Origin of the sequence: Dactylosporangium sp. CS-047395 (assembly GCF_050942185.1) — a bacterium.
GTDB lineage: Bacteria > Actinomycetota > Actinomycetes > Mycobacteriales > Micromonosporaceae > Dactylosporangium.
In genome coordinates, this window is record NZ_CP192015.1 from 9273837 (window position 1) to 9298643 (window position 24807).

The window sequence follows — 24807 nt, forward strand, 5'->3', positions numbered from 1 at the left end:
GTACTACGTATTCGGGGTACGGCTCCGGGTGTGCCAGGTCGCCAGTTGTGTGCGGTTGGCCAGGTCGAGCTTGGTCAGGATGTGCTGGATGTGGGTCTCGACCGTGCGCTCGGACAGGTGCAGGTCCCGGGCGATGCTCTTGCTGGTCTTGCCCTGCGCGACGTGCGCGGCGATCTCCTGCTCGCGCTTGGTGAGCGGGCCACCTTGGAGTTCGGTCGCGGCTTTTTCCAGCGGACGCATGCCGAGCTCCGCGGCCTGCGCGGCGGCCTGGCGCGCCGTAGATTCCGACATTTCCGATTTTCCATGATTTTTGAGGACTCGCGCGAGGTGGTAGCGCGCGGTCGCGGCGGACGGGGGCATGCCGGCCCGGTCGGCCAGGTCGATCGCGGCCCGCAGGTGCTCCTCGGCCTCGTCGAGGCGGCCGAGCGCGGCGGCGCCGATGCCGAGCGGGAGCCGCACCGACCCCTCGATGATGATCACGCCGGCCCCGCCGCAGACGAACCGGGCCGCGTGCGGGAGCAGCTCGCCGTACATGCGCTCGACCATCGCGGTGTCCCCGAACGCGGCCGCCATCTCGATCAGCCCGCTCGCCGCCGGCAGCCGCACGAAGTCGGGCAGTTCGGTGACGCCGGGCAGCCCGCGGTACCACTCCTCGGCCTCTTCCAGGCGCCCGGCCGCGAACATCCACTTCGCCAGCATGCCCCGCAGCCCCACGGTCGCCGATTCGTCGATGTGCCGCAGGACCGTCTCCTCGGGCCGGTCCGTGAAGTCCCCGACCATGGCGCGGACGGCGAGCAGGTAGCCGAACGACGGCAGCGTCGACCCGTCGTGCCCGGAGCGCCGCGACAGCGCGATCGCCGCCTCGCCCAGCTCGATCGCCTCGGCGAACCGCCCCCGCGCGGCCGCGAGGGTGGCCCGGGTCCTGATCGCGTGCCACCGGGCGAGCGGGCTGCGCATCCGCTCGGCCATCGCGGTGAGCGCGGACGACTCCCGGGCGACCGCGGTGAGGTCGCCGAGCTGCGCGTACGCGTCGAACCGCCACAGCCGCCCCCACATCGCCGCGTCGTCGTCCCCGCGGCGCATCCCGAGCAGCCGCGAGCCGAGCGCGAGCCGCTCCTCCGCCCCCTCGGGCCCGGCGCACGCGAACTGCCGCGCGCGCAGCGCCTCGACGACGGCGTGCCGGTCCCCGACCCGCTCGGCCATCCCGAGCGCCGCGCGGGAGCGCGCGTCGGCGTCGGGCGGCACCCGCCACATCTCCATGACGACCGACCCGGCGAGCAGCCGCGCCCGCAGCCCCGTGTCCTCGTCGGGCAGCGCCGCGAGGGCCTCCTCGGCGAGGGCGCGCCCGGTCGGATCCCAGAGGAAGTCCGACACCCCCTCCATGACGAGCACGGCCCGCGCGATCGCCGCCCCGTCGCCCCGCTCCCGCGCGATCGCGGCCGCGGCGAGGAGCGAGGCGCGGGCGCCCTCGATGTCGTACCCGCGCTTCTGCGCCTGCGCCCGCGCGATGAGGATCTCGGCGCGCCGGTCTCCGGGCTCGGCGGCGAGCGCCCGCCCGTACCAGTCGGCGGCCTCCTCCCACGCCAACTGCCCGGCCGCGAGGTCCCCGGCCCGTCGCGCCCAGTCGGCGGCGGCCGCGGCGTCCCCGAGCGGCAGCGACTCCAGCAGGTGGTGCGCGACCCGCGGCACGTCCCCGCTCCCGCGCAGCGCCTCGGCCGCCGCGGCGTGCATGGCGAGCCGCTGCGCCGTCGGCACCTCGGCGGCCGCCGCCTCGCGGATCAGGTCGTGCGTGAACCGGCCGGCGTCGAGGATCCCGGCCGCCCGCGCCTCGTCGGCCGCGGCGATCACGGCCGCACCGGACGTTTGCGCGACGGCCGCGAGCAACGCGGTCTCGGCCGCACCGACGACGGCGGCGACGGCCACGACGGCCCGCGTCCCGGGCGTGAGCCGCTCCAGCCGGGCCCGGACGGCGTCCCTGATCCCGGCGGGCAGGGCCAGCGCGTCGGTGCTCTCCCGCCGCGCGAGGTGCGCCCCGAGCTCGCCGACGAAGAACGGATTGCCCCGCGTGCGCCGGTGCACCGCCTGGGCGACGGCCGCCGGCACCGCGAACCCGGCCACGGCGTCGAGTTGCGCGGCGACCTCGTCGGCGGCGAGCCCTTCGAGCCGGATGCGGTCGACGGCGCTCTCGCGCGCGAGGGCGGCGAGCGCGTCCCGCAGGGCGGGCACGGGCTCGGTGTCGCGGTACGTGGCCACGACACAGACCGCCTCCCGCCCGACATTCCGCGCCAGGTGCACGAGCAGCCGCAACGACCCCGGATCGGCCCACTGCACGTCGTCGAGGAAGACGAACAGCCCGCCCCGCTCGGCGCCGGCCCGCGCCATGAGCTCGACGAGGTTCTCGTTGCGCCGGAACCGTTCGTCCTGCTCCCCGCCCGGTGAGACGATGCCGCCCTCGGCGCCGATGGCGCGCAGGATCTGGTTCACGGCGTACAGCGGCGGGCATCCGTCATCGTCGACCGCACGTCCCCGGGCGCAGCACATGCCGAGCGCCGCCGCGGCCCGCGCCGCCTCCTCGGCGAGCCGGGTCTTGCCGACGCCGGGCTCCCCGCCGATGAGCACGACCCCGCCGGACCCCTGCCGAGCAGCACGAACCCGCTCGGCGAGCAGCGCCCGCTCCTTGCCGCGCCCGACGAACGCGCCCACGCGGCTCATCGTAGGGCTACGGTGCCGCGCCCTGGGCATCGACGAGCCGGCCCATGAGCGTGACCAGCGTGCGCACGTCCTCCTCCTGCCAGCCCGCGGTGAGCCGGCGCAGCACGTCGTCCTGCCAGGCGTGCGCGTCCGCGAGCAGCGCCTCCCCGCCGGCCGTGACGCGCACCGCGCTGGCCGCGCCGACGCCGCGCGGCGCCTCCCGGCGCAGCAGCCCGAGCCGCTCCGCCCGGGTGATCAGCCGGCTGGCGCCGGACTGGTCCAGGCCGAGTTCACGGGCCACGTCGTTGACGGACGGCGCCGCCCCGCCGCCGCGCCCCGCGAGGGCGGTGATCGCCTCGAGCACCATGACGTCCCGCCCGCGGTCGGGGTCGGCGCCGGTCCAGCGCCGCGACCAGAACCGTACGAACGCGAACAGAACCCGCCCGCCGCCCGCTTCCATGCACCCGCCCCCTTGTCGCCCCGTATGCAAAACGCATACGGTGGCACCATGCTAGAGGACGCGATCAACGCCTGGCACGACGCCGTCAACCGGCGCGATCTCGAAGCCGCGCAGGCCGCCGTCACCGACCCCGTCGACGTCTCCGGGCCCCGCGGCGCCGGTCCGATCCCGGCCGCCGCTTTCGCCGGCTGGATCATCCGGTCGGGCATCCGGCTGTCCCCGATCTCGTACCACCCGGCCGGACCCGGCTCGATGGTGGTCGAGCAGGAGGCGAGCTGGGACGGCGGCGAGCCGGCGCAAGTGGCGACGCTGTTCCGGGTCCGCGACGGCAGAATCGCGCTGGCCCATCGCTTCGCGTCACTGCACGAAGCGCTCGCCGCCGCCCAGCAATGACGCCAGCCGCGCCGACAGCTCGTCCACCTGGGCAACGGGAATCCGGCGCTCCGCGGGCGGCTTCAGCAGTCCGAACACCCGCGGCCCGATGAGGTCCGCAGCCAGATCGGCGGCCCGCGGCACGACGTGGAAATGCACGTGCTCGAAGCCTTCCGCCTCCGCGAACTGCGCCACGTACGTCTTCACGCACCCGGTCGTCTCGTGCAGCGCGCGCGACAATCGCACCTGCCACGAACCCAGCGCCGCCGCCTCGTCGTCGGTCAATGCGGCGAGCGCCGTCACGTGCCGCCGCGGCACCAGAATCAGCCATCCGGGCAGCCCCGAATCGAAGGCGTGCGCGACCCGCCAGTGCTCGTCGCCCGCGATCCGTTCCCGCTGGGGCAGCGCGTCCGCTTGGGCATTCTGGGTACAACTGAAGCAACTCACGAAAGGTCCCACCGCGCCAGATCGCGCAGCCACGCCTCGGCGTTGCCGTCCGACGGGGCCCGCCAATCGCCGCGCGGGGACAGCGAACCGCCGGCCGAGACCTTCGGGCCGTTCGGCAGGGCCGAGCGCTTGAATTGCGCGAACCCGAAGAACCGCTTGCAGAACACCTCGAGCCAGTGCCGGATCTCCGGCAGGTCGTAGGCGCGGCGGCGGTGCGGCGGGAAATGCACCGGCCACGCCCCGGCCTCCACGTCGTGCCATGCGTGCCAGGCGAGGAACGCGATTTTCGAGGGGCGCATGCCGTACCGGAGGACATGGAAGAGCGTGAAATCCTGCAAAGCGTAGGGTCCGACCTTCGACTCCGACGACTGCAGTTCCTCCCCCGGCACGAGTTCCGGGCTGATCTCCTGCTCGACGATGACGCTCAGAATCTTGTCGACCGACTCGTCGAACTGGCCGCTGTTGCTCACCCAGCGAATCAGGTGCTGAATCAGCGTCTTCGGCACCCCGCCGTTGACGTTGTAGTGGCTCATGTGGTCGCCGACGCCGTACGTCGACCAGCCCAGCGCCAATTCCGAAAGGTCCCCGGTGCCCAGCACGATGCCGCCGCGGTAGTTGGCGATCCGGAACAGATAGTCGTAGCGCAGCCCGGCCTGCACATTCTCGAACGTCACGTCGTACACCGGCTCGCCGGCGGCGAACGGATGCCCCAGTTCGGCGAGCATCAAACGGGCGGTCGCGGTGATGTCGAGCTCGTGCACGCTCACGCCCAACGCGCGCATCAAGGCAAAAGCGTTGTCTCTGGTACCGCCAGAGGTCGCAAAACCCGGCATCGTATACGCGAGAATGTCGGTGCGCGGCCGGCCCGCCCGGTCCATCGCCCGCGCCGCCACGATCAGGGCGTGCGTCGAGTCCAGCCCGCCGGAGACGCCGATCACGACCTTCGGCTCCCCGATCGCCGCGAGCCGCTGGCGCAGGCCCGACACCTGGATGTTGTACGCCTCGTAGCAGTCCAGGGCCAGCCGCTCGACGTCCGCCGGCACGAACGGGAAGCGCTCGACGACCCGCCGCAGCCCGAGATCGGTGGCGGGCGGGTCGAGGGTGAACGGGATGCGCCGGAAGCCGCTGGTCCGGTCCTGGTGGGTGCGCCGGTTGTCGTCGAACGAGTTCATCCGCTGCCGCTCCTGGCGCAGCAGGTCGAGGTCGACGTCGGCCACCGAGCGCCGGTCGCCGTCCGGGAACCGCTCGGTCTCGGCGAGCAGCACCCCGTTCTCGTAGATCATCGTCTGCCCGTCCCAGGACAGGTCGGTCGAGGACTCGCCGAGCCCGGCCGCGGCGTACACGTACGCCGCCAGGCACCGCGACGACGCCGACCGGCTCAGCAGCTTGCGGTCCTCGGCCCGGCCGACCGTGATCGGGCTGCCGGACAGGTTCGCCAGCACCGTCGCCCCGGCCAGGGCGGCCTCCGCGCTCGGCGGCACCGGCACCCACATGTCCTCGCACACCTCGACGTGCAGGACGAACCCCGCGACATCCGCGGCGGCGAACAACAGGTCCGGCCCGAACGGCACCTCACGCCCGCCCACCGCGATCGTCCCGCCGCGTTCGAGGTCACCCGGGGTGAGCTGGCGCGTCTCGTAGAACTCGCGATACGTGGGCAGATACGACTTCGGCGCGACCCCGAGAACCTGCCCCTTGTGTACGACAACCGCGCAGTTGAAAACCCGCCCCCGATGCCGCAGCGGCGCCCCGACCACCAGCACGGTCAGCAGCTCGGCGGAGCCGGCCACGACCTGGGCGAGCGCGTCCTCCACCCCGTCGAGCACAACGTCCTGGAGCAGGAGATCCTCGATGCTGTACCCGCTGAGCCCCAACTCCGGGAACACGGCGAGCGCGACCCCTTCGTCCGAGCACTCCCGCGCCTGCCGCAGGATCGCTTCGGCGTTGGCGGGCGGGTCGGCGATGGCGGTCCGCCCGGTGCAGGCGGCCACCCGGACGAAGCCGTGGGCGTAGATCGACCGGAAGTTCACGTTCCCATCATGGTCCAACCCCGCCCACCGGCTCCGCGCAGGTACTTTTTTACCGCCGGACCGGCCCGCGCTCGATCACCAGGGTGAGGTGGCCCGGGTAGGCGCGATACTCGGCCGTCGGGTTCACGATGTTCCCGTCCGGGTCGATCGCCTGGCGCAGAATCGACAGGCAGGCGGTACCGGCGGGAATCTCCTGCGACCACCGCTGCCCGGACCGGATCGCGAGCAGCCCGTTGCTGGTCCCCGGGAACGGCGCGAAGTTCTCGTTGCCGGTCGAGTACCAGACCCGCAGCCCATACGCCACGCCCGTGTCATTGCAGAAGTTCAGCCACGCCGACCGCGGATCGGCCGCCCCGGCCTGCACCGGCGGAATGGTCAGCGAGGTGATCCCCTCGCGCTCGATGTTGATCGGACCAAGCGAAGCGCCCATGTCGTCGTCATCCTCCTCGGCAAAAGCCGCGCCGATCGTCTGCCAGGGTTGCGTACCGTCGGCCCGCGCATCGCCGACGACGGAAAGGTGGCCGTGCGTGAAGTGCCGGTCCCCGTTCTTCGGGTTGTACGGTCGCCAGGCCCACGCCGGGTACCCGCTGACCGCGTAACTCGAATAGATTTGCCCGTTCGAGATCCCGTACTTGACCCGGGCATCCCGCGACCGCCGAATGTCGTCGAGCACCGCATGGGCATCAAGCCCAAGGTCAGGCCGATTGGGAAAATCCGCCGCGGTGACAATCTGACTCCCCCACCCAGGAAAGTCATGCGGCGTGTGATCCGACGTCGGATCATGCGCCGCGTCCCCGATCAACCCCCACTCATCGGCCCCGGTCCCAGGCGGCCGCGCCTGCGGCGCCCCGGCCTGTAATTGCTGTTGGAGGACCACCAACGAGCGTGCGGCTCTCCAGGCCATCGCTACCTCCCGTTGTAGGTATCGACGCCGACGCTATCCCTCCGCCGGGAGATCGACGACCGCTCCCACTCAACCGGTCGGCCACACCCACATGAACGCGTGTCCCTCCCACCCTGCCGAAGCGCTATCCGCCCACCTCAGCGACCCACCTTTAGTGGCAACCATCGAAGCTGCTGCGGATCTCCTTGCCCCGCCGCTCGTCCCGGAGGATGAACACGACCGGACACCGCGCACCGGCGTCAATCACAATCGCGGGGAGGTATCGCCCCGCGCCAGCGTCCCGGAACCGGGCTCGAACACGGCACCCGGCGGATCGCTGACACCGACCAGGCAGCGTGACCGTGGACGTCCACGCGTTGGTCGCCGTGAGTGTGCATCGCAACCGCAACACCACGCCTGACGTGACTTTGCTCAATCCGCAGGTCCGGCGCTCGGCGTGGTCGAACCGGTCGGTGCGGTGGCGCATGAACAGCCCGAACCCGACGGCCGCCACGAGGTTGACCACCAGCAGGGGGCCCCCACCCTGCACCCGGCACCACACTCCGAGCCGTCACGAACACTCGATTGGCACTTTGCACGTCCGCGGTGGTGGGCTCCGCAACCCGCCCGAACCGGAAGAAAATCAGCAGCACCAGCCCGGCCGCAATCGGCGCCAGCACCGCACTGACAATGCCGACCAGGGCCAACGGCGGCACCTCGGCGGGGGCAGCTTCCTTGACGTCGCTCGGCGCCGGCACGTGCTGGTCAGACTCCATGGCGCATGTCCCCCGATACGCAAGCCTGGACGCGTGGCCCTGAGGGCAAAGCGGTCCGGCAAGCGCCTGAAGCGATTCGCGAAGAGTTTGATGGCCACAACTTCCTCGGCATCGTTCGCGGCGCCACTTGGGAGCGCGTCGATCGATGGTCGGAGAACGCCGGCATGGTCGTAGAGCCGGCGGATGGGCTGGAACGGACCTATCACCGCAACCATGCATTCGACCGTCCCTGCGGGGTTCGCCGACCTCATCTTCACAATGCGGCTGCTGGCCGGCTCATAGACGCCCCTGGTCCGCCCCGAAGCAGCTCGGCATCGCCCGGAGGCAGTGCGAGGCCCGCCCAGGTGACGCTCCGCGAACCCTCGAACGTCGAAAGGGGCCACGGCCGTCACGGAGAAGGTCTACCGCCAATACGGATGACCCCCGAACGAATCAAGGGCCGTTTCCAGTTGTATGGAACGGCCCTTGAACTGCTGGTGGGCGATATTGCGTTTGAACCAGTGACCTCTTCCGTGTCAACGACTGATCATGACACGGCGGCCTCGGCCAACTTGCCGTGTGAACTGCGGTAACGGTCCCTGGGCATCCGTGATTGCGCGCGACAGTCCCGTTCAGTTTTCGCCCGCTTTGCCACCCACGCCGCGAGCAGGCCACGGTGAGACCGGCAGGGTCGCGGTCTGGTACTAGCAGTACGGTGTGCGGCCGGTAGGTCCCAGCAAACGGGGACCGGCAGCTATTACGCTTCATTACGTCCGCCCGACCATAGATTAATCCAGCCAGCGCACCAGGGCACGTTCGTACCTGACGATAGCCGACGCGAGCTTATGCTTTACCTTATCGACATTTGAAGAATGATGAGAGTCGGAAATCCAAAACTGGTCTTCATCATGGATTGACTTGAATGGCAATCCGGTCACATACTCGGCAACCTCGTCGTCCGCCATGGAGGATCGGTGTAGACCTAGGGGAATCGGCCAAAAGCGCTTGATTGTGCCGTCCGCAAGGAGCAGGACGGGGGAATAAAGACTAGGTCCGCCGCTGCTTCGGTCGTAAATTCCCCAAGTTTCCGCCAGAACCCAGCAGCGCTGACGCTCTATCACGTGGTAGCGACCGCCCTCCCCGTCGCGATATGGGCCGAACCGGTGCCACTTGGCGGGTGCCACTTGAACGTGCTGCTCGTTCCCCCAATCCGCCAGCCGCTCTGCAGCCTGCCTGCCGAGCGCCAGGATCTCCTCGCGCTCCCGCTGAATCTGCTCCCTCCTGCGCCGTTCGGCGTCGTCTAGCGACTTGGCAAGACCGCGGGCTTGATTGATCGCGTCATCTAGACTCACGTCACCCACCGTAGCCGGTACGTACAATATCTGTAAATATCCTGCACACCCCTTCGATCGACGATAGAACCCACTGGATCAGCGCCAATCCATGGTCCGACCTGGACAAACCATCCCGGAGTGCGCGCCGGTCCGCTCGCGTACGGCACGGTTGCCAACCACATTGCCTCCCGCTTTATGGTGGTGATGTGACCTTCGTGCTCTCCGTGCACAGTCGATACAGCGTCTGGATGGTTGCCGATCGGCGACTGTCGTTCTTGAATGGCCGTGCCGTCGAAGATGCGGTGAAAATCATGCGTCTTGAGGCCGTGGATGGCGGTGGTCTGCTCGGCTGCGCAGGCATCGGAGCGACTGGTGCAGGCACACGCCCGCCGGAATGGATAAGCACCGTCTTGCGTGGACGCCGGGGTCTTACATTCGAGCAATCTCTCAGCGTAATCGTGAACGCCGCAAACCGGGAAATACCGCGCGACATCTCCGGACAATGCCCAGAAATTTAGCGGCGAACACGATTGTCGCTTCGGCCTTCCTGCAGCACGTCGGGCGTAGGATCTTCAGCATCAACAATGTGATTGACCCAAGCACAGGTAAGCCTAGGTATCGGTTTGCATGGCATCAGAATTTGTCTGCGCCGGGATCGCCAAGCGGGCGAATCGGGGTTGCCGGCTCAGGAACGAGGTATCTTCTTGGAAGAGAAGAGTCGTGGATCCGCCCCCTTCTTCGCCTAGTCCGTGCGCATGATCGTGGGAGAGTATCGGACCTACCGATAGCGGACTATCTTGCGGCGATCAACTATTGGGTGCATCAGGGGGATAAGTATGTTGGGCCGCGATGCGTCGTTGCCTGGCATCGTCGGGGAGGCTCGAAAAAGCCGCGTCCGGCAGGTGGGCACCAGTTCTATGCTGGCCTCGATCGCGAGGATGATTGGCAGCCGCTCCCATCTATCGCAAATGGGATGGACGTTCGCGCCCTTGCTAAGGTTTGCATGAGTCATTTCTTGCGACAAATTGCGACTCGTGGATTCGATAACCTTCGTACCGGCTATGACGATTCCGAACTACACCGGCTAGTGGCAGAGATCCCCGATGAACCGAGGGAATGGCTTCGTTAGGCACATCTAGCAGCACTGGGATCACTTGCTGGTGATCCCAGGCATTACTGTTAACGGCTCACACGTTCAGGCCGCGTCGACGTCCACTTCACCTCCATCCAGCCCCGCTAGGTAGAGAGCAAGCACTGCGTGCAGCTCGCGCGCTTGGCGCGGTGTCATTTCATGTCCTTCGCAGTCATCACTTGCGAACTCAATCAGGAAGAGCGGTGGGAGCGTACCGTACTGACACAGCTGGACGTCTATGGAACTTCCGGCGTCCGGATCGAACGTGCCACGGTACTGCTCTGACCGATGGGCGCTGTATACGGAAGTCGATCGGCTGGCACTGCATCGCGGCCTGGCCCACGACCTCACGACCGCGATCGAACGCGCCGCACGCTGAAAGGAACGCCAACCGTCTCCCGTGCCCTGCACGACCTGGCCGCCGAGCAAGCCGTCATCGGTGCCGCGCTGCTCGCCCCGCACGTCGTCGCCGACCTGGCCGCCACCCTCGACCCGACCGACTTCCACCGGCCCTCCCACGCCGTGCTGTGGGAGGCCCTGCTCGCCCTGCACAGCACCGGCCGCCCCACCGACGCCATCGCCCTCGCCGCCTACCTCGCCGAGTCCGGCGACCTGCAGAAGGTGGGCGGAGCACCGTACCTGCACACACTCATGCAAGCCGTCCCAACGCCCGGCAACGCCGGCCACTACGCCGGCATTGTCGCCGAGCACGCCCGCCGCCGCCACGTGGTCAACCTCGGCGCCCAGCTCGCCGAGCTGGCCACCTCCGGCGCCGACGTGACCGACGTGGTGGCCGCCGGCCGAGCGATGCTCGACACGGCCACCGCCGGCGGCTGGCCGCCGCTCATCCAACTCGGCGCCGGACGGCATCTGCCAGCGTTCCCGGCCGAGGTGCTGCCCGGTGGGTCGCCGGGATGGTCCACGGCGTCGCGGAGTTCAGCCAAACGCCGGTCGACCTGGCCGGCAGCATCGCCACGGCAGCGCTCTCCACGGCCGCGGGCGGACGCGCCGAGGTGGAGGTGCGCGGGAACTGGCGGGAGCCGACGAACCTGTACACGGTCGTCGTCCTGCCGCCCGGCTCCCGCAAGTCCGCCGTGTTCTCGGCCATGACCGGCCCGCTGCTCAGCGCCGAGCGGCACCTCATGGACCGGGTTCGCCCGGCGATCGTGGAGGCCGAGCTCGCGCAGCGCGTCGCGGGCAAGGCCGCCGAGCGGGCCGCGAACGCCGCCGCCAACGCCGACGAGTCCGGCCGCGACACCCTGCTCGCCGAAGCCACCGCCGCCGCGATGCAGGCCGACGCGGTGACGGTCCCGGCGATGCCGCAGTTGGTCGCGGACGACGTGACGAGCGAAGCGGCGGCATCGTTGCTCGTCTCGCAGGGTGGCCGGCTGGCCGTGCTGTCGCCGGAGGGTGGCATCTTCGCCACGATCGCCGGCGCTACTCGGGTACGCCCAACCTCGAGGTGTTCCTCAAGGGCCATGCGGGAGACATGCTCCGCGTCGGCTGGCCCTCCCGGGCCGCCGAGATCTTCAAAGACTAGGGAGTCATGTCACCCAGTTTGTCTACCGGGACATGCAAGAGGGCCTGTCGATGACTCGACAGGCCCTCTGAGCTGGTGGGCGATACTGGGTTTGAACCAGTGACCTCTTCCGTGTCAAGGAAGCGCGCTCCCACTGCGCCAATCGCCCTTCAAAGGTGCCACACACAAACAGTGCAGCTCCGAGGTGGGAACGGGATTTGAACCCGTGTACACGGCTTTGCAGGCCGTTGCCTCGCCTCTCGGCCACCCCACCGTGGTGACTTTCCCGAGCGGACGACGGGATTCGAACCCGCGACCCTCACCTTGGCAAGGTGATGCGCTACCAGCTGCGCTACGTCCGCACCGCCGACCGCGTTCGTCGGCGACGGATGCAAACTTTAGCCGACCTCCAACCCCCATGCCAAACCGGTATCCCGCTTCGGCGCGTCGGGCCGGTCTGAGCTGCGGAAATTCAGCTGGCTGTCGCGGACAGGCCGGCGCAGGCGCGCAGGCCGGTGTACCGCTGCGTCAGTTTCTTGGCCTTGTCGCCGGTCAGCAGGACGGGCTGGCCGGTGTCGGAGACGACCGCGGGCAGGAACTCGGTTCGGACGACGGATCGGGCGCGGACGGTCAGCCGCAGGACGCCGGTTTCGGTGCTCTTGGAGGTGCCGTACCAGAGGAAGTTGCCCATGCCGTAGGCGACATACGTGCTGCCCAGCCAGCCCGAGCCCTGCAGGGTGTGGGCGTGCGCGCCGATAATGAGATCCGCGCCGGCCTTGGCGAGTTGGGCGGCGAAGGTCTTCTGTTCGCTGTTGGCGCAGCTGTTCGCCTCTTCGCCCCAGTGGTTGAAGACGATCACGAGGTCGGACTGGGCGCGGGCGGCGGTCACGGCGGCGATGGCGCGTTTGCTGTCGAAGGCCAGGGCCACGCCGGGCTTGTCGGGGCCGGGGGCCCAGGTCGTCGCGAGTTCGTGGACCTGGCTGAAGCCGAGCAGGGCGATCTTCACGCCCTTCACCGTCGTGTACAGCGGGGCGTACGCGTCGTCGGTGTTCTTGCCCGCGCCGAAGTACGGGTACTCGGCGGCGTGCAGTGCGTCCAGAGTGTCGAGCAGGCCGACGCGGCCGTAGTCGAGGATGTGGTTGTTGGCGATGGTGACCGCGTCGATTCCGGCGGCCTTGAGGGCGTCGATCGCTTTCGGTTCGGTCCTGAAATGGTACGTCTTCGGCTCCGGCGTCCCCCGCGACGTGATCGCCGTTTCCAGGTTGACCACGGTCAGATCCGCGTCTGCCAGGGTCGACGCGATCGGGCCGAAGGCGGTCTGCGGGTTCGCGAGCAACTTGGCGGTGCGCTCCATGAAATGGACGTCGCCGGCGAAGGCGAGGCGCAGTTCGGCCGGGGCGGGCGACGTCGTCACGGACGGCGCCGGACTTGCGGCGGCCGCGGCCGGCGGGGTCGGGGCCGCGGGGGACTCGCTGCAGCCCGCGAGCAGCAGCGTCAGGGCGAGCACGCGCACCTTCACGGCGTCACGCTAACGGGTGACGGCCCCCGTCGGCAGTCCCGCCGCGCGATGCGCTACAGTGCTTTCTCAGTGCGGACGTAGCGCAGCTGGTAGCGCATCACCTTGCCAAGGTGAGGGTCGCGGGTTCGAATCCCGTCGTCCGCTCTTTTCATGCCCCGAGTGCCCGCAGGCGGACCGCGGGAATCGGCCGTTTCGGCGCCTTCGCGAGCACCCACAGCGGGTTGGACACTCCCACGATGTCGCCCCCGGCCAGGCGGACCTGGACACGGACATAGTGGCCGGGCTGCACCGTGACGGTCTTCGATTTTTCGACCTTTTTCGACGGTACCGTCCCCGCCTCGTCCGCCACCCCCACGATCACTTCCGCCTTGGCCCCGCTGGGCAATCCGGTCGCGATCGCCTCGACCGTCACGGGCGTCTTCCGCAGCAGTACGGCGCCCATGTGCGAAACGCCGCCGATGCGCAGATCCAGGCTTCCCCGGTACCGCGCCAGATCCGTGAACCACGCCGCGCCCTTGGCCAGAGCCGCCAGCAGATCCGCCTGCGCCGTCGAGTTCGCCCACACGTACGTGATGTCGTGTTCCGGCTCCTTCGCCCAATCCTTCGCGTCGTGGTCGTCGCTACTGCCGACGGCGGTGAAGAACAGCGCGTTGCGGGCCGCGACGTCGAGGACCCAGAGCAGATCGTCGTACGGTTTGCGGCCGATCTCGACCAGGTCCACGCCGAGGAAATCGCGGTCCAGCATCAGCTTCACGAGCTCGTCGCGCTTGGCCACGTCCATCGGATGGTTCCAGCAGACGAGGCCGCCGTGCGCTTTGAGGTACCGGACCATCGAGGCGGTCAGGTCGGCGTTGTTGTCGCGGATCGGCGGATTCGGAAAGGACGGGAATCGCAGGTCGCCGCCGAACCAGTTCAGGTGCCGCACCAGCGACACCTCCAGCGCCCGGAAATGCGTGATCCCGGCCCCGTGCTTGACCGCGGCGGCCGCGATGACCTCGGCCCGCAGCTGCTCACCAGCCTGCCCGGCGCGGCGCGAGCGGTGGAACGTGAGCCGGTCGACGACGAAGCCCGCATTCTGCGTCCCGATCCGCAGACCGGTGAGCGCATTGTCGCCGGCGGCGATGTCCGGCCACAGCTTGGCGACGTCGTCGACGAGCACGAACGTGAATTCCTGCCATTGTGCCGGCTTGATCGGCAGGCGCACCGTGCCGACCGCCCCCTTGGCCGTGTGCGTGACCGCCGGGAAGGGGCCGATCTGGTACCGCAACGTCAGCACCCCCTTGCCGGGATGGTTCGACAATTGCAGCTCGAACAGCAGGGAGCCGTCGGCCGGGAGCGTTTCCGGCAACAGGTCCAGCGTGAGTTCGGTGTCAGCGATGCAGGAGTTCATGGTGTTGTTCCAGGACTGCCCGCGGTACCAGAGGATGCCCTTGCCCTTGGAAGCGAGCCGGAGTGCCTTGCCGGTGCCGTCCTGCGGCGAATGGGGCGACGCGACGAACGCGGCGACGGTGCCGGTCGGCTTTCCCTCGAGCTCCTTGGCCCACTTCCAGTCCTCGCCGTTCTCGGGCTCGGAGGCGCCGTCGAAATGCACGGCCTGGCGGTGCCCGAACGCGGCGATGCGGAAGTCGTGATCGGTCCACCAGATCACGTCGACGTCGTGCTTGCGGGCCTGCTCGAAGTGCGCCGAGAAGCTCGCGGTGCCCTCGCTGAACGGCCCGTGAATGTGCATCGCCATGCTGATCGGCTGCGCATTCCCGGCGGCCGGCAAAGCGGCGGCCCAGTCCTCGGTCGGCTCGGCGGAGTTCGGCATCGCCCCAGCGAGAGCGGCACCGGCGGTGGCGAGCACGGTACGGCGGGTCAGCGTGTGGTCCACATTCCCTGACGTTCCCGGATCGACGCCGGGCCCCGCAGCCGAATGGCTAAAGCTGCTCCACGTGGATGTCCAGTTGACCCGATCGGGGCTCCTCGACGCGATAACCGAGTTCGCGCAACGTTTCCGTGAGCTTTACCGCGTTGCGGGGCCGTGCGCCGGCGGTGAGCAGCGCGCGCACGATGCGGCCCTTGGTGGCCTTGTTGAAGTGGCTGACCACCTTGCCGCCGTGCAGCACACGAACGGTGACGCAGTTGCGCGGGACCCACATCGAGGTGTACGCCGACGAGCGCAGATCGAGCACCAGCCCGTCCCCGGCCAGTTCGTCCAGCGGCGCGAGCAGTGCGCGTTTCCAGTGCGCGGTGAGCGTTCCGGTTTCGGGCAGCCGGACCCCGATCGAGCACCGGTACGGCGGAATCCGGTCCCCGATGCCCACGACGCCCCACAGCCCCGTGAAAATGAGCAACTGCTTCGCGGCGCGACGTTTGGCGGCCGGATCGAGCGTGGCCAATCCGAGTGCGTCGTAGAGCACGCCGGTGTACACCTTGCCGGCGGCGACGGCGGGCGCGGTCTCCAGCCGCGCGTTGCGCTCGACCTCGCCGACCTGCCCCTCGGTGAGCCCGAGCGTGGCGAGCGCCTTGTCCGGCTCGGTGGCGAGCTTCACCAGGTCGTCGAGCACGGCCCGGCGCGCGTCGGTGAGCGCCGGCACGGAGAGGCTCGCCAGGTCGAGCGGCGTCCCGCGCCGGGGGGCGTCGGCCTTGCCTTCGGAGGGCGGGAGGAGGATGAGCACGTGCGGACAGTACCGCTCAGGGGTCGGCCACGATTTCGACGGTCTCGGCGTTCACCTGCGCGACGGTGCCGTCCGCGTAGCGGATCTCCAGCAGCGGTACGCCCCGCTCGATGCCCAGCCGCGCCCGCTCGTCATCGCTGGGCATCCGGCTGACCAGCGTGGCCCCCGCGGGCAGCAGCACCCGGCGCCGCGGCGGCGGGTTGCGCACCCGCGCGACCCGGCCGCGCCTGGTGGCGATCAGGCCCTCCTCGCGCAGCACGGCGAGCGCCCGCCGGACGGTCATGAGGCTGACACCGAAGTCCGCCGTGAGAATGGCCTCCGAGGGCAGCGGAAGCCCCGCGACATACTCCCCGGCGCCGATACGTTCGCGGATGGCATCGGCGATGTCGCGGTACCGCGCCTGCCCCTTGCGCCCCCGTTTGTACACGGCGGTGAATGTAGGCCCCTATGGCCCTACACGACGAAGTTGCTTCAGCCGCAGCGGTACAAGACGGGCGGCGGCGGGCCAGGTGGCTCAGCCGTTGCCGTACAAGGCCCGGGCCTCGTCGCCGGCCTCCTTGACCTCGGCCGGCGGCGGGGCGGCGACCGTCACCGGCGTGCCGAACCCGCTCAGGCGGATCGTGACCCGTTCCGGTTTCATGCCCGGCGCGACGGACGGGGAGTGCAGGACCAGGCTCGTGACGTAACCCTGCCCGTCCAGCATGGCCTCGAACGAGACCTGCGCGGCCGCGGAAAATTCGTACTCCGGCGAGGTGCGGCTCAGCTTGGACGGGTCCAGCCGCCCCGTGAACGCCCCGGGCCCCGTCCGGACCACGTACGTGAGGGCACCGGCGGCCGACCCGACCGTCGCCACGATGCCGGCAAAGCCGATCTGCGCGACCAGCGGCGCCCGCGCGAGGCTCATGTGCGTCCAGTGGTCGGTGGCCAGCGCCCTCGCGTTGCCGCGGCTGTACACGTCGTCGCCGATCACCGTGCTCTCGAGCTTGCCGACGACCGGGGACCGGACCTCGGACGTGCCGCTGGAGGCCCCGCGCGCCGGGTCGCTGACGCCGGTCATGGTGCCGGTCACGGCGCCGGTCTCCTCGGCCGTCTCCACCGTGTACGCGCTCGGGACCGCCGCTGTCCGCACCAGCCCGGCGGCCAGCTCCTCCCGCGCGCTCGCGGACGACGATGCCGCCGCTGACGACGCCGGAGCCGAGCCGGCCGGCTTCGCGTCACAGGCGGCCGTGGCCAGCACGACCGCCACGAGGGTCACCATCAACGTCCTTCGCACGGCGGTGATCATGCCATGGCCCGTGCAGGGCCCGGGCAGCGGAGATCGTGCTCCAGACTGTACTGATGGCTGACGATGTCGGATCGGTGTTCGAGCGGGAACTGGTCCTGGCCACCCTCGCCGGATGGGCCGCCCTCCCCGTCGACGGGCTGCGCCGCCTGATCGAAGCGGCCGCCGCCGAAGACCGCCTGGATCAGCTCATAGCGTCGCCCGGGCTAATAACAGCATCCAATCCAGGTGTACTCCTGACCGCCCTCCAAACCGCCGGCGATCGAGGCCGCATGTGGGCAGCGGTGCTGGACGCCGCCGATCTCCTGGAAGACAACAACACTGCCGACCGGGTGCGGCTCGCGCTCGCCGGATTCAAGGGCGCTCCCATCTGGGCCAGTCCAACAGCACAACCCGTCTGGAGCACCGCCCCCGCCGCAGCCGCCGCCCCGATGACCGGGCACACCAACGAAGTCCAAGACGTAGCGGCGGTACCCGGAAAGAGCCTGGTGGTCTCCGCCGGCCGGGACGGAACGGTGCGCGTGTGGGACCCAGTAGCCGGAGTACAGCTCGGCACCGAGTTCACGGGCCACACCGGCTGGGTGGAGGCGGTCGCGGTGGTGCCGCTCGCCGACGGGCGCACGCTGATCGCGTCCGGCGGCGAGGACGGCACAGTCCGCCTGTGGGACCCCGAGACGGGCCAGGCGGCGGTGCTGACCGGGCACGGCAAGCGCGTCTCCGCCGTGACCGCGCTGCCGCTGTACAACGGCCGGATTTTGGTGGCCTCCGGTGGCAAGGACGGCAAGGTGCGCCTGTGGGACCCCGTCACCGCGAAGGCCGTCGGGGCGCCGATCGACGCGGAGAACGACTGGGTGTCAGCCCTCGCCGCGGTCCCGCTGCACGACGGACGGACGGTCCTCGCCTGGAACGCGGCCCGCGCGATGATCCAGCTGTGGGATCCGATCAACGAGCGACCCGTCGGGAAGCCGCTGCGGGGCCACTCCAGATCCGTGACGGCCCTCGTCGCCCTGCCGCTCGACGACGGGCGGACGCTGCTCGCCTCCGGCGGGGACGACGGGATACGGCTGTGGGATCCCAACACCGGCGAAGCGGTCGGCAAGCCGATGACCGCACACAACGCCACGGTACTGGCGCTCGCCGTCCTCCCACTCAAGAAAACGCTCCTGGTCTCCGGCGGAGGCGACGGAGCCGTGCGGCTGTGGGATCCCGGCACCGGGGCAGCCGTCGGCGTGCCGCTGACCGGCCAGTCCCACAACGTCGCCGGCGTCGCGGCCGTGCCGATGCCCGGCGGGCGGACCCTGATCGCGTCCGGAGGCTGGGACCGTACGGTCCGCATGTGGGACTTCGCCGCGACAACAATCACCACGCCGCCCCGGACCGGGCACACGCGGTGGGTGCGGGCGCTGGCTGCTCTCACGACCCCGCACGGAACCCTGCTGGCCTCCGGTGGCCTCGACGACACGGTACGGCTGTGGGACGCCGGCACCGGCGAGCCGTTCGGGCGGCCGCTGACCGGGTTCAGGGAGTCGGTCCGGGCGCTCGCCGCACTCGACATGCCGGACGGCCGGACGCTGCTGGCCACCGGCGACGGCGACTACCAGGTGCGGCTGTGGGATCCGCTGTCCGGCTGGCCGGTCGGGCGACCGATGAGCCAGCGCGGTGCGGTGCAGGCCCTCGCGGCGGTACCCCACGGCGGCCGCACGTTGCTCGCCACGGCCGGCGGCGACAAGACGATCCGCCTGTGGGATCCCAGCACGTGTGAGGAGGTCCGGGAGCCGATGCGGGGCCACACGTACGCGGTCCACGCACTGGCCGCCATCCCCCTCGAACGGACGCTGCTGGCCTCCGGGAGCCTGGACGACACCATCCGCCTCTGGGACGTCGAGACCGGCGAACCGGTCGGGGAGCCGCTCAAAGGCCACTCCGGGTCGATCCACATGCTGGCCTGGGAGCCGCGCCTCGGGCTGCTGATCTCCGCCAGCTCGGATCGGACGCTGCGCTTCTGGGATCCCGGCACCGGCCAGCCGGTCGGGGAGCCGCTGACCGCACACGACAGCAAGATCCAGGGCGTCGTGGTGGTGACGCAAAAGGTGCTCGCCACGGTCAGCCTGGACCATTCGCTGCGCTGGTGGGACATCGAAACACGCACCCAGGTCGGGCGGCTCGACACACCCGACGTGATGTGGGCGATCGCCGCGCTGCCGGACGGGCGGGTCGCGATCGGCTACGGCAACGACATCGCTGTGGTGCGCGGGCGGGGCGACCTCGCCGACATGCTCGACGGCGAGGTCGCTCCGTAAGGCATCAGGCCGGGGCGAGGCTGAACTTCTCCCAGGCCCCGACCTCGGCGCGGTTGGCGATCAGCGGCGCGTTGCCGCCCTGGTCGGCCGTCACGAACTTGCCGTTGGCGTTGGCCCGGAAGCTGACCGTCCCGTCCGGGTTGTTCACGATCTGGAACATCTCCCACGCCCCGACGACCCCGCGGTTGGCGATCAGCGGGCCGTTGCCGCCGTTCGCCGCCGACACGTACTGGTAGTTGGCGTGCGACGTCAGCGCCACGTAGCCGTTGCCGAGGTCGAGGACGTCGTAGGTCTCCCAGGCGCCGACCTGGCCGCGGTTGGCGATCAGCGGGCCGTTGCCGCCGTTGGACGCCGACACCAGCAGGTTGTTGATGTAGGCGGTCACGCTGACCGTCGTCGGGGCCTTGACCTTGGTGAACCGCTCCCAGGCGCCGACCTCGGTGCGGTTGGCGATCAACGGCGCGTTGCCGCCCTGGTCCGCGGTCACGAACTTGCCGTTGGCGTTGGCCTTGAGGGCGATCGTGCCGTCGCCGTTGTCGACGACCTGGAACTTCTCCCAGTCGCTGACCGTGTCGCGGTTGGCGATCAGGGGGTTGTTGCCGCCGGCCTCGGCCGTGACGTACTTGAGGTTCGCGCGGCTGCGCAGGGCCACGAAGCCGCCGCCGACGTCCATCACGTCGTACTGCTCCCAGGTGCCGACCACGCCGCGGTTGGCGATCAGCGGGGCGCCGCCGCCGTTGGCCGCCGAGACGTACTGCCCGTTGGCATTGGCCCGCAGCTCGATCGGGGGGATGCCGTTGTAGGTGGCGGTGTACGTGGTCGCCCCGGCCGGAGCGGTCAGCGTGTGGGTCTGCCCGCCGCTGTCCGACCAGGAGCCGAAGCCGTACGTCATCGCGGCCGTCGTCTGCGGGCCCGGCGCGCTGATGGTGTTGGTCGAGCCGACGATCACCTTGCGGGTGAACGGCGTGGCCTGGGCCGTCGAGCCGACCGCGAGCTGCAGCCCGGACGGCTTCGAGGCGAAGGACAGGTCGACCGTCTTGGGCTGCAGGTCGACGGTGGAGACGCTGGTCAGTCCGCCCGCGTCGGTGGCCGTCAGGCGCAGCCGCAGGTACGACGGGTACTCGTGGTCGGGCGCCGGGAACGAGCCGCTGGCCACGCCGTTGAACGTCTGCAGGAAGTGCGTGTGGCACGCGTCCGGGGTGGTGCAGTGCTCCAGCAGCACCTCCCACTTCAATGCCGAGGCGGGCAGGTTGCCCTGCTGCGGGTCGCTGGCGTGCCCGGAGAACGACACCGTGTCGCCGACGCCCCACTTGAGGGCGGCCGTCGGCGAGTCGATCACGGCCGTCGGTGAGCCGTTGCCCGCGGTGATGGTGACCGAGGACGTGTCGCTGGCCCCGAGCGGGTCGCTGACCTTCAGCTGGGCCGAGTAGCCGCCGTCGCTGGTGTACGTGTGGCTGGCCGTCACCCCGGTCGCGTCGAACGTGCCGTTGCCGTCGAAGTCCCACTGGTACGTGAGCTGGTTCTGGTCGGCCACGTCCTGGTCGGTCGAGGCGGACGCGTTGAAGGTCACCGCGAGCGGCGTGGTGCCGGAGGTCGGGGTGGCCGTGAACGAGGCGATCGGCGGCCGGTTGGTCGGGAAGTAGCGGATCCGGCGGATGGTGCCGCCGACCATGTCCACGTAGTACAGGTCGTCGCCGGGGCCCATGGTGATGTAGGCCGGGGTCGAGGCGCCGCCCGCGAACGTCTGGATCTGCGCCGGGTCGGGCAGCCCGTTGGCGCCCTTCATCATCGCCCAGATGCAGCCGCGCGAGTAGTCGGCGAAGAACAGGGCCCCGTTGTACGCCGACGGGTACGAGCCGCCGCCGGTCGGGTAGAACGCGAGCCCGGTGACCGACGAGCCGCCGGACCCGCACGCCTCGCCGGGCACGACCTGGCTCATGTGGTTGTAGGTGTAGTACGGCGCGGTCTGCCCGCCCCCGGTGTACAGGCTCTGGCACAGCGACAGCGCCGCGCCCTCGTAGCCCGGCTGCACGGCGTTGCCCTCGTAGCAGGGCCAGCCGAAGTTGGTGGCGGTGCCGGCCGGGTTGGTGATCCTGTTGATCTCCTCCCACGAGTTCCAGCCGACGTCGCCGGTCCAGATCTCGCCGGTGCCCGGGCGGGTGGTGAACCGGAACGGGTTGCGCAGGCCGTACCCGACGATCTTGGCGCCGGCCGGGTTGGCCGGGTCGACGCGGACGATCGAGCCGTCGTACCGCAGCGGGTCACCGGTCGTGCGCAGGTCCTGCGAGCGCAGCGCGCCGCCCTCCCCCGCCGGGTCGCCGCACGGGTTGACCGGGGTGCCGAACTGGCCGAAGTCGGCGCCGCCGAAGCTGGCCCCGTCGCCGCCGGAGACGTAGAGCGCACCGTCGGAGCCGAAGTGCAGGTCGCCGATGGAGTGGCTGGGGAACTGCTGGCACCAGTCGGTGATCAGCGGCTGCTCGGTGCCGGTCCAGGCGTTGCCGTTGGCGGTCAGCTTCGACAGCCGGCCGCTGACGATGCAGTTGCCGCCGGCGCCGCCGCCGGGGACCACGCAGTCGTCGCCGTAGGTCGGCGCGGCGCCGCCGATCGGGGCGTCGTAGGCGTACAGCACGTAGACCGAAGGGTCGGCCGGGAACGTCGGCGCGAGCGCGAGGCCCAGCATGCCGCGGTCCCAGTAGTCGTGCACCTTGCCGGAGAGGTCGGCGAACACGGACGGGCTCGGGTCCGACAGGTTGTCGAAGACCTTGACCACGCCGTTCTTCTGCGCGACGAAAACGCGCCCGTCCGAGGCGAACTGCACGCTCGTGGGCTGCGTCAGGCCGCTGAACACGACCTGCTCCTGAAAACCGTTCGGCAGCGTCGCCGCATTCGCGGCGGAATGCCCGAAATTCAACGCGATTACTGCACCCGCAAGGGCTACTGCACCGGTTGTCAAAAACGACAAACGCCGACGCAACGACATTTTTTGCGCTCCCTGTTGATGGGCCCCGTCCCCAAAGTGGCGACAGCGTAACCCGGCCCGTCAACAGGCTTCATTGTGCGTAAGGGTGAGTTTTGCTCACCCTCAAGGTCAAAACGACCGTCTATCCCAGGTTCACCCTGCTAGGCGGCCGTCTGCTGATACACACGGATGTAGTCGACCTCCAGCTGGCGGGTCAGCGTCGGGTCGGTCAGGCCGACGTTCCAGGACCGCTGCCACTCGTTGTCGACCATCATGTGCAGCAGCAGTTGCATCGGGCCGTTCTCGATCGCGGACGTGTCGGTGAAGCGCGCGCACTCGACACCGTCGATGTACCAGGAGATGTGGTCGGGCTCCCAGTCCACGGCGAGGCGGACGTAGTCCTTGGAGTAGTCCTTGGCCGGGCACTTGCCGTTGCTCTTCTTGCCGCTGTTCACGTGGTACTCGTTCTTGCGCTCGCCCCAGTGGTAGGTCATGAACATCGAGGCCGGGTCGTTGCCCATCACCTCGAGGATGTCCAGCTCGGAGCGGTAGTTGAAGGACGGGTCGGCGGGCAGCATCCAGAACGCGGTGAAGAAGCCCTGGGTGCCCGGGAACTTCAGGCGCGACTCGACGTAGCCGTACGTGAACGAGTACAGGTACTTGTTGGTGCCCGAGTTCGGCCGCGCCGTGGAGACCAGGCCCGCCTTGTACGTGCACGAGCCGCCCTGGCAGGCGCTGCTCTTGTAGGCCGGGCTGAGCGGGGCCGCGATGAGCTTGGCGGTGCCGCCGGAGACCTGGACCTGGCTGGGCTGGTAGTGCTCGCGCCCGCCGTTGAAGGTCGAGGTGCAGTCGCCGCTGTTCCAGTCGAAGCACGGGGTGAGCTTGGACTTGTCCAGCGCGGTGCCGTTGAACTCCTCGCTGAAGCCGACCGTCCAGCGCTTGCCGGCCGCGGGCGTGATCGGCGGGGCGCCCGGGGCGTTGGCCGCGCCGCCGCCCGCCTTGGTGGTCGCGCCCGGCTTGCCCGACGCGGACGCGGCGGCCGAGGCGGGGACCGAGGCCGAGCCGGACGGGCCCGCTTCGAGCAGCCCGGAGGCGCCGGCCGGGTCGGCGTTGCCGATGCCCTCGGGGTCCGTGCCGGTGCCGGTGTCCGCGGCCGAGTCGCGGCTCATGAACGCGACCGCGCCGGCGCCCGCCCCGACGAGCAGGACGGCGGCCGCGGCGGCCACGACGATCCAGATCCGGCGGCCGCCGGAACGGCGCGCGGGGGCACCGATATGGCCGATTTCGCCGGTTTCCGGGTGCTCGGATGCTGCCGGTTCGAAACGCATTCGCCCGCCAATCGGTGCGTATTTCGCAGGTGTGGACATCTGCCGGACCAATTTGCAGCGGCCACCCTACCACCGGAAAACGAGCGCTCTTCAAATTGATACGGCCGGGGCCCGCCACGAAGAATGGCGGACCCCGGCCGGTGACGGATCTTATGCGTGGCGGCCGGACTGGGTGAACGGCATGCCGTGGTGATTGGTCTGGGCCAGGCGGCTGTTGAGGTTGCCCGCGTTGGCGATCTTGTCGTGGTACGCCTCGCGACGGCGGGCGACGCAGCCCGTCGGCTTGTCGCAGGCCGAGACCAGGTCCGGGTCGAGGTGCGTGTTGAGCCCGTCGCGCAGCAGCATCAGCGCCTCCGCGCGCAGCTGCGAGACCCGCGACTCGGTGACCCCGAGCTCGTGCGCGATCTCCATCATGGGGCGCTCCTGGAAGAAGTACCCCTTGACGACCTTCCCCAGCCGCTCGGGCAGCGCCTCCACGGCGTTGTGCAGGTACCCGATGCGCTCCCGGTGCAGGATCAGGTCCTCGGGCCCGGCGGCCCGCTCCGGGACCATGTCCTCGGCGCTGCCGGCCGCGAAGCCCTGCAGCGACAGCACGGCCGCGCGCTGCACGTCGTCGTCGATCGCCTGCAACTCGTCGACGCTCACCCCGAGCGCCTCCGCGAGCTCGTGGTTCGTCGGGGTGCGGCCGAGCGCCGCGGTGAGCTCCTGTTGCATCGCGTCGACCTGCCTGGCCCTGGCCCGCACGGACCGGCTCGCCCAGTCCAGCCCCCGCAGCTCGTCCAGGATCGCGCCCCGGATGCGGGTCGTGGCGAAGCTGCCGAACGGAATGCCGCGGCTCGGGTCGAACGCCTTCGCGGCGCCGGCCAGAGCCGCCATCCCGGCCGAGACCAGGTCCTCGCGGCTGACATGGGCAGGCAGGCGGCCGAGCGTCTGGCGCACCAGATGCCCGACGAGCGGCAGGTGCTCGCGGATCAGATCCTCGAGCTCGCGGCCTTCCAACTGGACCTTGAGCGTGGCACCCTCAAGGGTCGTTGTCATCGGTTCCCCCTCGTGTCCGGGTGGACCCCAAGCAGGCGGTCCACCTGCTGACACGAAGAACTTTCGACTACGAAGGGTGCTTACGCCGTCACTTTCGG

At 69.8% G+C, this 24807-nt stretch carries 17 protein-coding genes, 4 tRNA genes and 1 pseudogene; 5 read left to right on the plus strand and 17 right to left on the minus strand.

Going from position 1 to position 24807, the window contains the following annotated elements; genetic code table 11:
* Positions 1-3: 3 nt before the first annotated feature.
* Both ACQP00_RS43365 and ACQP00_RS43370 read right to left on the minus strand, forming a co-directional pair.
* A complete protein-coding gene (locus tag ACQP00_RS43365) occupies positions 4-2703 on the minus strand; it encodes an AAA family ATPase (RefSeq protein ID WP_433208497.1) in 2700 nt (899 codons plus the stop codon).
* A 16-nt stretch (positions 2704-2719) separates the two neighbouring features.
* Positions 2720-3151: a MarR family winged helix-turn-helix transcriptional regulator gene (locus ACQP00_RS43370; RefSeq protein ID WP_433208500.1), complete on the minus strand. Its 432-nt coding sequence runs from the start codon at positions 3149-3151 to the stop codon at positions 2720-2722.
* Positions 3152-3199: 48 nt separating this feature from the next.
* Here ACQP00_RS43370 and ACQP00_RS43375 point away from each other — a divergent pair, with 48 nt between their 5' ends.
* Positions 3200-3544 (plus strand): hypothetical protein, encoded by a 345-nt coding sequence (locus tag ACQP00_RS43375; RefSeq protein WP_433208503.1) that lies wholly within the window; start codon positions 3200-3202, stop codon positions 3542-3544.
* On the opposite strand, the gene ACQP00_RS43380 is transcribed toward ACQP00_RS43375, so the two are convergent.
* The 4 genes from ACQP00_RS43380 to ACQP00_RS43395 all read right to left on the minus strand — a co-directional run bounded on the left by ACQP00_RS43380 (position 3509) and on the right by ACQP00_RS43395 (position 8990).
* Complete coding sequence (locus tag ACQP00_RS43380; RefSeq protein ID WP_433208506.1) at positions 3509-3970, minus strand: HIT family protein; 462 nt, start codon at positions 3968-3970, stop codon at positions 3509-3511. The genes ACQP00_RS43375 and ACQP00_RS43380 overlap by 36 nt on opposite strands.
* Positions 3967-6000, minus strand: coding sequence for an NAD(+) synthase (locus ACQP00_RS43385; protein WP_433208509.1), 2034 nt, complete (start codon positions 5998-6000; stop codon positions 3967-3969). Before ACQP00_RS43385 ends, ACQP00_RS43380 begins: the two co-directional genes overlap by 4 nt.
* A gap of 49 nt (positions 6001-6049) precedes the next feature.
* Positions 6050-6904 carry a hypothetical protein gene (locus ACQP00_RS43390; RefSeq protein ID WP_433208512.1) on the minus strand — a complete coding sequence of 285 codons (855 nt, stop codon included), beginning with the start codon at positions 6902-6904 and terminating at the stop codon, positions 6050-6052.
* Between the two features lie 1522 nt (positions 6905-8426).
* Positions 8427-8990, minus strand: coding sequence for a hypothetical protein (locus ACQP00_RS43395; RefSeq protein WP_433208515.1), 564 nt, complete (start codon positions 8988-8990; stop codon positions 8427-8429).
* A 188-nt stretch (positions 8991-9178) separates the two neighbouring features.
* On the opposite strand from ACQP00_RS43395, the gene ACQP00_RS43400 reads away from it, so the two are divergent.
* The gene (locus tag ACQP00_RS43400) at positions 9179-9490 is read left to right on the plus strand and encodes a hypothetical protein (RefSeq protein WP_433208518.1); all 312 of its coding nucleotides are present in this window, start codon (positions 9179-9181) and stop codon (positions 9488-9490) included.
* A gap of 1019 nt (positions 9491-10509) precedes the next feature.
* A pseudogene (locus ACQP00_RS43405) lies at positions 10510-11629 on the plus strand (DUF3987 domain-containing protein); the annotation flags it as partial.
* Positions 11630-11717: 88 nt separating this feature from the next.
* Here the strand turns inward: ACQP00_RS43405 and ACQP00_RS43410 are convergent.
* The 4 genes from ACQP00_RS43410 to ACQP00_RS43425 form a co-directional block, all read right to left on the minus strand.
* Positions 11718-11792: transfer RNA gene (locus ACQP00_RS43410), tRNA-Val, on the minus strand.
* 34 nt (positions 11793-11826) lie between these two features.
* A tRNA-Cys gene (locus ACQP00_RS43415) sits at positions 11827-11897 on the minus strand.
* Between the two features lie 15 nt (positions 11898-11912).
* Positions 11913-11985 (minus strand) — tRNA-Gly (locus ACQP00_RS43420).
* Between the two features lie 110 nt (positions 11986-12095).
* Positions 12096-13142 carry a CapA family protein gene (locus tag ACQP00_RS43425; protein ID WP_433208521.1) on the minus strand — a complete coding sequence of 349 codons (1047 nt, stop codon included), beginning with the start codon at positions 13140-13142 and terminating at the stop codon, positions 12096-12098.
* Between the two features lie 71 nt (positions 13143-13213).
* Here ACQP00_RS43425 and ACQP00_RS43430 point away from each other — a divergent pair.
* A tRNA-Gly gene (locus ACQP00_RS43430) sits at positions 13214-13286 on the plus strand.
* A 4-nt stretch (positions 13287-13290) separates the two neighbouring features.
* Here ACQP00_RS43430 and ACQP00_RS43435 read toward each other — a convergent pair.
* The 4 genes from ACQP00_RS43435 to ACQP00_RS43450 all read right to left on the minus strand — a co-directional run bounded on the left by ACQP00_RS43435 (position 13291) and on the right by ACQP00_RS43450 (position 17075).
* Positions 13291-15015, minus strand: a complete 1725-nt coding sequence (locus ACQP00_RS43435) for a hypothetical protein (protein WP_433208524.1) — start codon at positions 15013-15015, stop codon at positions 13291-13293.
* 46 nt (positions 15016-15061) lie between these two features.
* Positions 15062-15802, minus strand: a complete 741-nt coding sequence (locus tag ACQP00_RS43440) for a YaaA family protein (RefSeq protein ID WP_433208527.1) — start codon at positions 15800-15802, stop codon at positions 15062-15064.
* A 16-nt stretch (positions 15803-15818) separates the two neighbouring features.
* Positions 15819-16229 carry a GntR family transcriptional regulator gene (locus ACQP00_RS43445; protein WP_433208530.1) on the minus strand — a complete coding sequence of 137 codons (411 nt, stop codon included), beginning with the start codon at positions 16227-16229 and terminating at the stop codon, positions 15819-15821.
* An 87-nt stretch (positions 16230-16316) separates the two neighbouring features.
* A complete protein-coding gene (locus tag ACQP00_RS43450; RefSeq protein WP_433208532.1) occupies positions 16317-17075 on the minus strand; it encodes a hypothetical protein in 759 nt (252 codons plus the stop codon).
* Between the two features lie 281 nt (positions 17076-17356).
* On the opposite strand from ACQP00_RS43450, the gene ACQP00_RS43455 reads away from it, so the two are divergent.
* On the plus strand, positions 17357-19384 hold the full coding sequence (locus tag ACQP00_RS43455) for a WD40 repeat domain-containing protein (RefSeq protein ID WP_433208535.1): 2028 nt from the start codon (positions 17357-17359) through the stop codon (positions 19382-19384).
* A 4-nt stretch (positions 19385-19388) separates the two neighbouring features.
* On the opposite strand, the gene ACQP00_RS43460 is transcribed toward ACQP00_RS43455, so the two are convergent.
* From ACQP00_RS43460 to ACQP00_RS43470, 3 genes are all read right to left on the minus strand, one after another.
* On the minus strand, positions 19389-22295 hold the full coding sequence (locus ACQP00_RS43460; RefSeq protein WP_433208538.1) for a PQQ-dependent sugar dehydrogenase: 2907 nt from the start codon (positions 22293-22295) through the stop codon (positions 19389-19391).
* A 209-nt stretch (positions 22296-22504) separates the two neighbouring features.
* On the minus strand, positions 22505-23671 hold the full coding sequence (locus ACQP00_RS43465; RefSeq protein WP_433208541.1) for a glycoside hydrolase family 16 protein: 1167 nt from the start codon (positions 23669-23671) through the stop codon (positions 22505-22507).
* Positions 23672-23821: 150 nt separating this feature from the next.
* A complete protein-coding gene (locus tag ACQP00_RS43470; protein WP_433208544.1) occupies positions 23822-24709 on the minus strand; it encodes a sigma-70 family RNA polymerase sigma factor in 888 nt (295 codons plus the stop codon).
* Positions 24710-24807: the final 98 nt, after the last annotated feature.

Coding starts and splice junctions, on each gene's coding strand:
- ACQP00_RS43370 (WP_433208500.1), bottom strand. CDS start 3,151: ATGGAAGCGGGCGGCGGGCGGGTTCTGTTCGCGTTCGTACGGTTCTGG.
- ACQP00_RS43375 (WP_433208503.1), top strand. CDS start 3,200: ATGCTAGAGGACGCGATCAACGCCTGGCACGACGCCGTCAACCGGCGC.
- ACQP00_RS43390 (WP_433208512.1), bottom strand. CDS start 6,904: ATGGCCTGGAGAGCCGCACGCTCGTTGGTGGTCCTCCAACAGCAATTA.
- ACQP00_RS43455 (WP_433208535.1), top strand. CDS start 17,357: ATGTGGGCAGCGGTGCTGGACGCCGCCGATCTCCTGGAAGACAACAAC.
- ACQP00_RS43465 (WP_433208541.1), bottom strand. CDS start 23,671: ATGCGTTTCGAACCGGCAGCATCCGAGCACCCGGAAACCGGCGAAATC.
- ACQP00_RS43470 (WP_433208544.1), bottom strand. CDS start 24,709: ATGACAACGACCCTTGAGGGTGCCACGCTCAAGGTCCAGTTGGAAGGC.